Origin of the sequence: Gilliamella sp. Nev5-1 (assembly GCF_001690895.1) — a bacterium.
Taxonomy (GTDB): domain Bacteria; phylum Pseudomonadota; class Gammaproteobacteria; order Enterobacterales; family Orbaceae; genus Gilliamella; species Gilliamella apicola_C.
Genome location: NZ_LZHO01000017.1, coordinates 1 through 11,833, shown reverse-complemented (window position 1 = coordinate 11,833; position 11,833 = coordinate 1). Strand labels below are relative to the sequence as shown.

Annotated in this window: 8 protein-coding genes; 6 read left to right on the top strand and 2 right to left on the bottom strand. The window is 37.6% G+C overall.

Going from position 1 to position 11,833, the window contains the following annotated elements:
• Nucleotides 1-173: 173 nt before the first annotated feature.
• Complete coding sequence (typA, locus tag A9G41_RS02925) at nt 174-2,000, bottom strand: ribosome-dependent GTPase TypA (RefSeq protein WP_065582078.1); 1,827 nt, start codon at nt 1,998-2,000, stop codon at nt 174-176.
• 166 nt (nt 2,001-2,166) lie between these two features.
• Complete coding sequence (hemG, locus tag A9G41_RS02920) at nt 2,167-2,700, bottom strand: menaquinone-dependent protoporphyrinogen IX dehydrogenase (RefSeq protein ID WP_218057938.1); 534 nt, start codon at nt 2,698-2,700, stop codon at nt 2,167-2,169.
• 141 nt (nt 2,701-2,841) lie between these two features.
• Here hemG and glmU point away from each other — a divergent pair, with 141 nt between their 5' ends.
• From glmU to rlmKL, 6 genes are all read left to right on the top strand, one after another.
• On the top strand, nt 2,842-4,227 hold the full coding sequence (glmU, locus tag A9G41_RS02915; protein WP_065582077.1) for a bifunctional UDP-N-acetylglucosamine diphosphorylase/glucosamine-1-phosphate N-acetyltransferase GlmU: 1,386 nt from the start codon (nt 2,842-2,844) through the stop codon (nt 4,225-4,227).
• Between the two features lie 3 nt (nt 4,228-4,230).
• Nucleotides 4,231-6,063: a glutamine--fructose-6-phosphate transaminase (isomerizing) gene (gene glmS / locus A9G41_RS02910; protein WP_075539316.1), complete on the top strand. Its 1,833-nt coding sequence runs from the start codon at nt 4,231-4,233 to the stop codon at nt 6,061-6,063.
• A 395-nt stretch (nt 6,064-6,458) separates the two neighbouring features.
• Nucleotides 6,459-8,336, top strand: a complete 1,878-nt coding sequence (locus A9G41_RS02905; RefSeq protein WP_065582079.1) for a PTS mannitol transporter subunit IICBA — start codon at nt 6,459-6,461, stop codon at nt 8,334-8,336.
• Between the two features lie 79 nt (nt 8,337-8,415).
• A complete protein-coding gene (locus A9G41_RS02900; protein WP_065582075.1) occupies nt 8,416-9,579 on the top strand; it encodes a mannitol-1-phosphate 5-dehydrogenase in 1,164 nt (387 codons plus the stop codon).
• A 6-nt stretch (nt 9,580-9,585) separates the two neighbouring features.
• On the top strand, nt 9,586-10,137 hold the full coding sequence (locus A9G41_RS02895) for an MltR family transcriptional regulator (protein WP_065582074.1): 552 nt from the start codon (nt 9,586-9,588) through the stop codon (nt 10,135-10,137).
• Nucleotides 10,138-10,404: 267 nt separating this feature from the next.
• The coding region (gene rlmKL / locus A9G41_RS02890) for a bifunctional 23S rRNA (guanine(2069)-N(7))-methyltransferase RlmK/23S rRNA (guanine(2445)-N(2))-methyltransferase RlmL (protein WP_065582073.1) at nt 10,405-11,833 on the top strand (1,429 nt) is incomplete at its 3' end.

Here is an 11,833-nt window from a genome sequence, read left to right as displayed (position 1 = left end):
CTATTTTTGTTACGTTTTTTTAGGCTATTTTTTAATTTATTTAATAAAATCCAAATTAAAAATCCTATTTATGGTTTAAATAAAAAAATAAACCCCGAATTATATCGAGGTTTGTCATCAATCTGACCTCGCTAAATAGCGAGGTTTTCGTATTACGATAGCATTAATACTAATTAGTCTTTATTACCACTTCTAAACGCACGTTTACGGTCATTTTCGGTTAAATGACGTTTACGTAAACGGATAGATAATGGCGTCACTTCCACTAATTCATCATCATCAATAAACTCTAATGCTTGTTCTAATGACATTTTGATTGGTGGTGAAAGTGTTGTTGCTTCATCGGTACCTGATGCTCGCATATTGGTTAATTTTTTACCGGTTAGACAGTTAACCGTTAAATCGTTTGAGCGAGTATGAATACCAATAATTTGACCTTCATAAACTTCGGCACCATGACCTAGGAATAATTTACCACGGTCTTGCAAGCCATATAGTGCATAAGCCAATGCTTTACCTGTACCGTTTGAAATCATTACGCCATTATTACGTTGACCAATTTCGCCTGGGCGAACATCATCGTAATGACTAAAGGTAGAATAAAGCAAACCGGTACCTGAGGTCATGGTCATAAATTCAGTTCTAAAACCGATAAGACCACGGCTTGGAATGACATAATCTAAACGTACGCGACCTTTACCATCTGGTAGCATGTTTGTTAGGTCACCTTTACGTAAACCAAGTGCTTCCATCACAGAACCTTGATGCTGTTCTTCAATATCAAGCGTAACTTGTTCGAATGGCTCTTGTTTTTTACCATCGATTTCTCTAAAGATAACTTTAGGACGAGAAACCCCTAGCTCATAACCTTCACGGCGCATATTTTCGATCAGTACTGACAAATGCAATTCACCACGACCAGAGACTCTAAAGGCATCGGGATCTGGCGTTTCTTCAACACGAAGTGCAACATTATGGACAAGCTCTTTATTTAAACGCTCAAGAATTTGACGAGAAGTGACATATTTACCCTCTTTACCCGCAAATGGTGAGCTATTGACATTAAAGAACATAGTTACAGTTGGTTCATCAACAGTTAACGCAGGTAATACTTCAACGCAGCTATTATCACAAATTGTATCGGAGATACCGAGTTCACCAAGGCCCGTTAATGCAATAATATCGCCAGCTTCGGCAACTTCAGCTTCATAACGTTGTAGTCCTAAATGGCCAAGAACTTGCCCTACTTTGCCAGTTCGTTTATTACCTTCACTATCAACGATAGTTACTTGTTGATTTGGTTTAACCCGACCCCGTTTAATACGACCAATACCAATAACACCAACATAATTATTATAATCAAGTTGAGAAATTTGCATTTGGAATGGCCCGTCTAAATCTACTTTTGGAGGCTCAACATATTTAACAATCGCTTCAAATAATGGCGTCATATCTTCAGCCATATTTTCATGATCTAAACCGGCGATCCCCATTAAAGCTGAAGCATAAACGATAGGAAAATCTAGCTGTTCATCAGTAGCCCCTAAATTAACAAACAGATCGAACACTTGATCAACAACCCAATCAGGGCGTGCGCCTGGACGATCGACTTTATTGATAACTACAATCGGTTTTAAACCATAAGCAAACGCTTTTTGCGTTACAAAACGCGTTTGTGGCATTGGTCCATCCATTGCATCAACGAGTAATAACACAGAATCAACCATCGACATAACACGTTCCACTTCACCACCAAAATCAGCATGTCCTGGGGTATCAACGATATTAATTCGGTAACCATTCCAATCAATAGCGGTATTTTTAGCTAAAATGGTAATACCACGCTCTTTTTCAAGCGCATTAGAGTCCATGATACGTTCGTTATCGTCACCACGTAGATTATCTAACGTACCTGACTGTTTTAATAACTTATCAACCAAAGTCGTTTTACCATGGTCAACGTGAGCAATAATGGCAATATTTCTTAAATTTTCAATCACAATTAAAATTCCACTTAGAAGACAGATTCTATAGGCGCAGTATTGTACACCTTTTTAATAGAAATGTTGATCTATATCACAAAGTTTATTTAAAAGAACTTGAGCACTTGATAACTTTAAGAAAATATCGATTTACTTATAAAGAGTATTTCATAATACTATGTGTTTAAGTATAAAATTGTTCGGCAAACTCATCTACCTTTGTCCAATCAGTATATTCAATCATCGGCTTTGTTACGTCAGTGTCCCCTTTTCCTAACCACATAATAAAGCGGATCATATTGCGATCAAACCAATTATATTGTGGATAATAAAGCGCACCAGCAAAAACAGCAGTAAAAGCTGGTTTCCATGCTATTTTAGCTAAAAACTTTTTGGTATATAAATTTGTTTCTGGTGTATTTTTATTGGGTTTTCTCGCAACCATATTTACCCCAAAAAATCCAGACTTCATATTATTTAATTGCTGATAATGCTTATCGATAAACGCTTTCATCACTTTGCTATAAAACCCATAACGAATCGAACAACCCAATAAAGCTGCTTGGTATTGATTTAGATCGATGTTAGTATCGGGTAGCAGTTCAATAACATCGCAATCACATTTACCATTAAGTTGCGTTTTTATGCGTTGCATAATTTTAAATGTCTGATTTTCATGTGTAGTATAGAGTAATAAAACTTTCATCACGGAATTCATAACATTGCCTCCTTCTTTTGTTAAACTCATTGGTAAATATCAACATTACTTTTTTTATGATAAAAATTAAAAGATTGGGGATGATTTCATTAAAAACTTTGATTATAGTATTAGGCTAATTTAACCAGACCGGAACTGATTATGGCAATTTCACCTCCAAAACTGAGTGCAATTATTTTGGCGGCAGGAAAAGGCACACGGATGTATTCCAACCTACCTAAAGTTTTACATAAAATCGGCGCTAAGCCGATGTTACAACATGTTATTGATACAGTTCAACAACTTAATACTAATCGCATCAATATTGTTTATGGCCATGGCAAAGAACAACTTGAAGAAACGCTCAAGGATCAACATGTGCAGCTGGTTTACCAAGCTGAACAACTCGGTACTGGCCATGCTGTTCAACAAGCTATCCCTTATATTCAAGATGATGAAGATATCTTAATTTTATATGGTGACACACCTCTTATATCAGTTCAAACGCTACAAACTTTAATTGCTAGCAAACCAAAACAAGGCATCGCGTTATTGACGGTAATACTCGATAACCCAACTGGATATGGACGCATTGAACGTCACAATGGCAAAGTCGTTGCCATTGTGGAACAAAAAGATGCTACTCCTGAGCAACAAAAAATCAATGAAATTAACACCGGTATCATGCTCGTTACTGGTAAATTATTGAAAAATTGGTTATCTCGTTTAACCAACAATAATGCGCAACAAGAGTTTTACTTAACCGACATTATTGCTTTTGCACACCAAGATGGTTATGACATATTAACCTCACACCCAACACAACCATTTGAAGTTGAAGGCGTCAATAATCGCCTGCAATTGGCAACGTTAGAACGACGATATCAACATCAGCAAGCTCAACACTTATTACTCGCTGGTGTGACACTGCTTGATCCAAATCGCTTTGACTTACGAGGCACACTCTCGCACGGTAAAGATGTCACTATTGATTGTAATGTCATTATTGAAGGCAATGTCACACTAGGTAATAACGTATTTATTGGTGCGGGCTGTATCTTAAAAAATTGCACGATTGATGATAACTCAAACATCAGCCCGTATAGCATTATTGAAGATTCAACTATCGCTAAACAGTGTACTATCGGACCCTTTGCTCGCCTACGACCTGGCTCACAACTTGACGAACAAGTCCATGTCGGCAATTTTGTTGAATTAAAAAAAGCGCATTTGGGCAAAGCCACCAAAGCTGGGCACTTAAGCTACCTTGGGGACAGCGAAATCGGCAGTAATGTCAACATTGGTGCAGGCACTATCACTTGTAATTATGATGGCGCCAATAAATTTAGAACTATTATTGAAGATGATGTGTTTGTCGGTTCTGACACACAATTGATTGCACCGGTAAAAGTGGGTAAAGGTGCAACTATTGCAGCAGGCACAACCGTTACCAATAATGTAAATGATAACGAATTGGTTGTAAGTCGAGTTAAACAAAAACAACTTGCTGGTTGGAAACGACCTACAAAGTTAACTAACGAGGAATAAACTATGTGTGGAATCGTGGGAGCTATCGCCAAACGTGATGTTGCTGAAATATTATTAGAAGGTCTAAAACGATTAGAATATCGTGGTTATGACTCAGCAGGACTGGCAATTATTTCATCAGACTGCGAACTGCAACGCGTTCGCCGTGTTGGCAAAGTGCAAGCACTAAAAGATGCCATTGCAAAACATCCACTACAAGGAGCTACCGGAATTGCGCATACTCGATGGGCAACCCATGGTGAACCAGTTGAACATAACGCCCACCCACATGTATCTGGCTTTATTGCTGTCGTGCATAATGGAATTATTGAAAATTTTGAGCCATTGCGTGAAAAGTTGATCGCCAAAGGCTACCAATTCCGTTCAGAAACCGATACCGAGGTTATTGCCCACTTAATTCATGACATTATATCAACCGAAGATTGTTCCTTATTTGACGCCGTGCAAAAAGCTATCCCGCAACTACGAGGCGCTTATGGCACAGTCATTATGGACACGCGCAACCCAGATATATTAGTTGCAACGCGCTCTGGCAGTCCTTTAGTTATTGGTTGTGGCGTAGGCGAAAACTTTATCGCATCAGATCAATTAGCGCTATTACCCGTCACCCGCCAATTTATCTATTTGGAAGAAGGTGATACCGCACTTATCACACACCGCACAGTGACAATCTTAGACAAGAATCATCATGAAGTAACAAGGCCACGTATAGAATCTGATGCAAAATATGATGCGGGTAACAAAGCAGGCTATAGTCACTATATGCAAAAAGAGATCTACGAACAACCTAATGCGATTAAAAATACCCTTGAAGGTCGTATGGCGCATGGTAAAGTGGAGTTATCAGAACTAGGCGATAATGCAAAAAACATACTAAAGCAGGTTGAGCATGTGCAAATCGTTGCCTGTGGCACCGCTTATAATGCTGGTATGGTAGCACGCTACTGGTTTGAAGCCTTAGCAGGAATTCCTTGCGATGTCGAAATTGCCTCAGAATTTCGTTACCGCAACCCAGCCCGTCGCAAAAACAGTCTATTTATTGCTCTTTCACAATCAGGCGAAACCGCAGATACACTCGCAGCCTTACGGTTGGCTAAAGAAAACCATTACTTAAGCACCCTTGCCATCTGTAATGTAGCGGCATCCACACTCGTGCGTGAAGCCGATTTCGTTTTATTAACCAAAGCAGGGGTTGAAATTGGTGTTGCATCAACTAAAGCCTTTACCACACAATTAACGGTTTTATTGCTACTAGTTGCAAAATTAGGACGTTTAAATAATATGGCACAAAGCACCGAGCAAGCAATTGTCCACTCCTTACAAACCTTGCCAAACCGCATTGAACAAGTGCTTATGTCTGAACCACAAATTAAAAAATTAGCAGAGCAATTTGTTGATAAACATCATGCGTTATTCTTAGGGAGGGGCGATGAATATCCAATTGCTATGGAAGCTTCGTTAAAACTCAAAGAAATCTCTTACATCCACGCCGAAGCTTATGCTGCAGGTGAACTCAAACATGGCCCTCTTGCATTAATTGATGCGGATATGCCAGTGATTGTGATGGCACCCACCAACGAAATGCTAGAAAAACTAAAATCCAATATCGAAGAAGTACGAGCGCGTGGCGGTCAACTGTATGTCTTTGCCGAGCAAGATGCGGGTTTTGTCAGTGATGACACCATGCACATCATCAATCTACCCCATATTGAAGAACTTACCGCACCAATCTATTACACTGTTCCCACACAACTACTCGCTTATCATGTTGCATTAATTAAAGGTACCGACGTTGATCAACCAAGAAATTTAGCTAAATCGGTTACCGTGGAGTAAATTCCAATACATTAAATGTGAGGACTGACGGTATGGTTTTGATATCGTCATCAAAACTAAAGTTCTCACATAACATCAACGAACACTAAAATGTTTAATGTAATAAGTTTTTCAGTGATTTTTTATCATGGTGCAAGACTTTGTTAACAAGTTTGGCAAAGATCACTTATTTTATAAAAAATTCTCAGGAAAACATGCGTTTTAGTCTATTGGACTTAAAACTGTGCTTTTTATACCAAGTAAATGTGATCTTAATCACAAAAATAAAAAATGGAATAGCATTAGCAATGTGATATTCATCACATTTATCAATTTTTTTTGATGAATCGAATAACGAAATCCCTCTACAATAACTGCATAATGATTATACCAATCAATAAGGAAAGATGAATATTATGACAACCTCAAATATCAAATTGAAAGTTCAAAACTTTGGGCGTTTCTTAAGTAATATGGTAATGCCAAATATCGGTGCGTTTATTGCTTGGGGATTTATTACTGCGATTTTTATTCCAACAGGCTGGTACCCCAATGAAACTATTGCCAAGCTAGTTGGACCGATGATTACCTACCTATTACCACTATTGATTGGTTATACTGGTGGTAAATTAGTTCACGGTGAACGAGGTGCAGTGGTTGGTGCAATCACAACAATGGGAGTCATTGTTGGTTCAGATATTCCCATGTTCTTAGGAGCTATGATCGTCGGCCCTCTTGCTGGCTGGGTAATAAAGCAATTTGATAAAAGTGTAGACGGTAAAATCAAAAGCGGTTTTGAAATGTTAGTCAATAATTTCTCAGCGGGTATTATCGGTATGCTACTTGCGTTGCTTGCTTTTTTCGCAATTGGTCCTGCTGTCGTTATTGCATCTGGTAAATTAACTATTGCCGTTAATTTCTTAGTTGAGCATAATTTATTACCTTTAACGTCGATCATTATTGAACCCGCTAAGATCCTTTTCTTAAATAATGCCATTAACCACGGTATATTCTCACCATTAGGTATTCAACAAGCGGCTGAACATTCTCAATCTATTTTCTTTTTAATCGAAGCCAACCCTGGCCCTGGCTTAGGTTTACTACTCGCTTATATGTTTTTTGGTAAAGGATCAGCAAAAAGTTCAGCCAGTGGCGCCGCAATCATTCACTTCTTTGGCGGGATCCATGAAATTTACTTCCCCTATGTATTAATGAATCCACGTCTTATTATTGCGGTTATTTTAGGTGGAATGACAGGCGTATTTACTTTAACATTATTTGGAGCGGGGTTAAGCTCACCTGCATCACCCGGATCAATTATCGCCGTTCTTGCTGTCACACCAAAATCATCTATGCTTGGCGTAATTTTTTCTGTCATTGCTGCAACTACGGTTACTTTTATTGTTTCTGCGATTTTATTAAAAACAACCAAAGAGACAGACAAAAGTCTTGAAGATGCTAAATCGAATGTTTCTGCAATGAAAAACGAATCAAAAGGTATTACAAATGGAATACTTGACTTAGCTAAAGTGAAAAAAATCATTGTGGCTTGTGATGCAGGAATGGGCTCTAGTGCTATGGGAGCAGGTGTGTTACGCAAAAAAGTACAAGATGCCGATCTCGATATTTTGGTCACTAATTTAGCAATCAATAACCTTCCTAATGATGTTGACATAGTTATCACGCATAAAGACTTAACCGATCAAGCCAAACAACATGCACCAAACGCACATCACATATCATTAACTAACTTTTTAGACAGTCAATTATATAGCCAACTGGTTGCGGATCTTTTAAGTTCTCAAGCGAGTAGTTTAGCAAGTGAAACGATACCTAGCAGCAACCCATCCACTGATAATGCACCTCTATTTAAATTATCAGAACAAAATATTTTTTTAGGGCTAACCGCTAAAAACAAAGAAGAAGCCATTCGTTTTGCCGGGCAAAAATTGGTCGATAATGGTTATGTTACACCAGCCTATATTGACGCAATGTTAGCACGTGAAAAATTAACGTCTACTTATTTAGGAGAATCGATAGCTGTTCCACATGGTACTATTGAATCAAAAAATGACGTTATTAAAACCGGCATCGTATTTTGCCAATATCCAGCTGGTGTTCAATTTGGCGAAGAAGACAACGACAAAGCGAAAATAGTAATAGGTATTGCTGCACGTAATAATGAACACCTTGATGTCATTGCAAAACTCACTAATGCTCTTGATGATCAAGCCATTATTACCAAACTGGTTAACACAACAAGTATTGAAGAGGTACTTGCTATTTTAAGTTAATACCACAATTATCGTTCCCACTTAACAAGTGGGAAACCATTACCACTTTTAAAATTAAATTTAATTAAGGATTATTATAATGCAAGCATTACATTTTGGCGCAGGTAACATTGGGCGAGGTTTTATTGGAAAATTACTATCAGATGCTGGTATACAGGTCACATTTGCCGATATTAATGAACAAATCATCACTGCAATCGCTAAGCGCCGTGAGTACCCAGTCAATGTTGTTGGCGAACAATCCACCACTGAAATAGTCAAAAATGTCGATGGAATTAACAGCACCTCAAGTGAAGTGATCGATTATATTACCAAAGTTGATTTAATCACCACCGCCGTGGGTCCGCAAATTTTAGCGCGCATTGCTTCAAGTGTTGCGCAAGGAATTATGGCAAGACATCAACAAGGCAACACCAAGCCACTGAATATTATTGCTTGTGAAAATATGGTTCGTGGTACTAGCCAATTTAAACAAGAAATCTTCAAATCACTACCAAAAGAGCTTCATCAATGGACAAATGCCCATATCGGTTTTGTCGATTCAGCGGTGGATCGCATTGTACCACCTGCAACATCAAAAACAGGTGATATTTTAGAAGTCACTGTAGAGACTTTTTCAGAATGGATTGTTGATGAAACGCAGTTTGTGGGGCCGATTCCAACCATTACAGGTATGCAACCGGTTGACAATTTAATGGCTTTTGTTGAACGAAAACTATTTACCTTAAATACGGGTCATGCAATTACGGCTTATTTAGGTTTCTATTATGGTTTTGGCACCATTCGCGATGCAATTTTAAACGAAAAAATTCGTTTAATTGTTCGTGGAGCCATGGAAGAAAGCGGCTTAGTCCTTATCAAACGTTACAATTTTGATGAACAAAAACACATGGCTTATATCGAAAAAATCTTAAACCGCTTTGAAAACCCGTATTTACATGATGATACTTCACGTGTTGGACGTCAGCCAATGCGTAAATTAGGCGCTGGCGATCGTTTAATTAAGCCATTACTCGGTACTTTTGAGTATCAAGTTAAAAATACTAACTTACTAATCGGTATCGCAGCCGCTCTCAACTATCGTAATAGTGATGATGAGCAAGCAGTTGAACTGGCAAAACTCATTACTGAAAAAGGTGTTAAACACGCTTTTTGTCAAATCGCTGGGATTGATGTTAACAATTCTATTGTTAAGCAAATTGAAGAAATTTATACTACAATGCAAAATCGTCAATTTACATAACACCTAATGCCAGAATCGATATTACAAGAAGATACGATATTAGAAAAACTCAACCAGCAAGCTGATATTCACAGCTTGCTCACTGTTGCCATAAAATTAATCAATGATAATGTCAACACATTAATTCTTAAAGTCTTTCGGAAAGAACCTCACGCAATAAAATTTGTTATCCCCTCGTTAATGGGTAAAAATGGACCATTGAATGACACCTCAGTTTGTTTAAAACTGTTATATGTGCTAGGTATTATTACATGCGAAGAGTTTGAAGATATTGAGCTACTCATGGCCATTTTAGATGAATTAGACAACGATGAAAAAAAATATACTTATCTTGATGATGAAATCCTAGGGCCGATTAGCTTATTACATGATATGGTTTTACCGACTAATTGGGATCGCAAGCAAGATCATGAAAAAGTGGCGGGAATTGTAGATGGTTTAAAGTCATCTATGTATCAAAATCGTTATCAACAAATGATCCGCTCTGCATTAATCATCGCGATTACCGCTCTCACTTTACGCATCAGTAATAAACAAAAATTAGATTACTTTCCATAATAATCGTTAATTAATATTAAGATTTTTATTTAACTTTTAAATTTATAATATTTTTATATAAAATTATTATGACAATGAAAACTAATTTGCATTTAATTCTACAAAAAATCATAATCAAAATATATAACTTACCCTTTTGTTTAAACGCTTTTGTCAAAAGCTAATAAATTTTGATTAACAAAAAATAGATATAAGCGTTGCCTTTATTTCCCACTATTGTAATTAGTCGGTATAATACCTTCAATTTTATTGTAAAGTGGATTATACATGAAAACGCTATTTGCCAGCACATCTCGCGGGCTTGAAGAGTTATTAAAAAAAGAGTTAGAACAAATAGGTTCACCCAACTGTAAAATTACCCAAGGTGGAGTTTATTTTGATGCTGATGAAAAAACATTATATCAATCATTATTATGGTCTCGTTTAGCCTCACGCATTTTGTTGCCAATAGCTGAATTTGATATTTATAGTGATTTAGATCTCTATTCTTGTGTATTTAATATTAAATGGACAGATATTTTTGCGGTCGATAACGCTTTTGTGATCAACTTTGTTGGCGTTAATGAATTTATTCGCAATAGTCAATATGGCGCACTTAAGATCAAAGATGCTATTGTTGATCACTTTTTACGCCATACTAACGAACGCCCCAATGTTGCTAAACAAGATCCAGATATTCGACTTCATGCGTATTTAAATAAGAACCGAGTCACCTTATCTTTAGATTTAAGTGGCAATAGCTTACATGAACGTGGTTATCGTCAGCAAACAGGGCAAGCACCATTAAAAGAAACCCTTGCTGCCGCCATTATTATGCGTTCAGGTTGGCTGAGTGATGAACCATTGCTTGACCCCATGTGTGGCTCAGGCACGCTACTGATTGAAACCGCTATGATGGCGTCAAAAATCCCACCAGGATTACAACGCAAACAATGGGGATTTTTTGCATGGAAAGGATTTAATCCAACGCTATGGAATGAGTTATTATTTTCAGCAAAACATAATGCCTGTAAACCCAATATTCCTTTTATTGGTTACGATAATAATCCTACCGTACTTGAGCGAGCCAAACAAAATGCTATCCAAGCCGGTGTGGGCGATTTAATTACCTTTGCTTTACAAGATGTAACACAACTTACTAATCCATTACCAATGCAAACAACAGGTATGATTATCAGTAATCCACCTTATGGCGAGCGGCTAGAAAGCGAGCCCGCACTTATTGCTTTACATACTGCTCTCGGTCGACAAATTAAACAACACTTTGGTGGTTGGCGATTATCACTATTTAGTGGTGCACCGCAACTATTAGATTGTTTACAAATGCGAGCAGATAGACAATTTAAAGCCAAAAATGGCCCTCTCGACTGTATACAAAAAAATTATGCCATTGCTAAGCGTGATGCTCAACAACCTATCACGAACCCAACGGTGCCGGCTGCCGACTTTGCAAATCGGTTACGCAAAAATAAACAAAAACTGGAAAAATGGGCAGCTCAAGAACAACTTGAATGTTATCGACTTTATGATGCAGATTTACCCGAATATAATGTTGCTATTGATCGCTATAAAGATAAAATAGTTATACAAGAATACGCCGCCCCTAAAAATATTGATCCACAAAAAACACGGCAACGGCTATTTGATATTATCAATGCCACCATGTCAGAACTTAATCTGACTGCCGATCAACTAG

Excerpts from the sequence above, each read along its gene's own strand:
- A9G41_RS02905 (WP_065582079.1), top strand. The coding sequence starts at position 6,459 with ATGACAACCTCAAATATCAAATTGAAAGTTCAAAACTTTGGGCGTTTC.
- A9G41_RS02900 (WP_065582075.1), top strand. The coding sequence starts at position 8,416 with ATGCAAGCATTACATTTTGGCGCAGGTAACATTGGGCGAGGTTTTATT.
- glmS (WP_075539316.1), top strand. The coding sequence starts at position 4,231 with ATGTGTGGAATCGTGGGAGCTATCGCCAAACGTGATGTTGCTGAAATA.
- glmU (WP_065582077.1), top strand. The coding sequence starts at position 2,842 with ATGGCAATTTCACCTCCAAAACTGAGTGCAATTATTTTGGCGGCAGGA.
- A9G41_RS02895 (WP_065582074.1), top strand. The coding sequence starts at position 9,586 with ATGCCAGAATCGATATTACAAGAAGATACGATATTAGAAAAACTCAAC.
- hemG (WP_218057938.1), bottom strand. The coding sequence starts at position 2,700 with ATGAATTCCGTGATGAAAGTTTTATTACTCTATACTACACATGAAAAT.